At 67.7% G+C, this 248-nt stretch carries 1 protein-coding gene; it reads right to left on the bottom strand.

Translation table 11 applies throughout. The features are described from left to right. Nucleotides 1-248, bottom strand: a 248-nt coding sequence (locus tag KGA66_RS29565) for a transposase (protein WP_211472960.1), incomplete at both ends; no start/stop codon positions are given.

Raw genomic sequence — 248 nt, 5'->3', positions numbered from 1 at the left:
CATCGACGAGGGCGCCCGAGGCGTCCTGGTGGGCGCGCACGGTGGTGGAATCGACGGGGACGAACCAGTCGATGTCGCCGAGCTCCTCGACCTGTTCGATCACCCCCAGCAGGATCGCCGCCCAGGTCCCGTCCCGGCAGTACCGCCGATGCAGCTGGTAGACGGTGTTCCAATGACCGTAGCGCTCGGGTATCTCGCGCCACTGGGACCCGGTGCGGTACCGCCAGTTCACCCCGTCGATCTGCTTG

The sequence above is a fragment of the Actinocrinis puniceicyclus genome, assembly GCF_018283645.1.
In the GTDB taxonomy this organism is placed as follows: Bacteria; Actinomycetota; Actinomycetes; order Streptomycetales; family Catenulisporaceae; genus Actinocrinis; species Actinocrinis puniceicyclus.
Note: the sequence above shows the minus strand (reverse complement) of the source record. Positions and strands in the feature narration are given on the sequence as shown.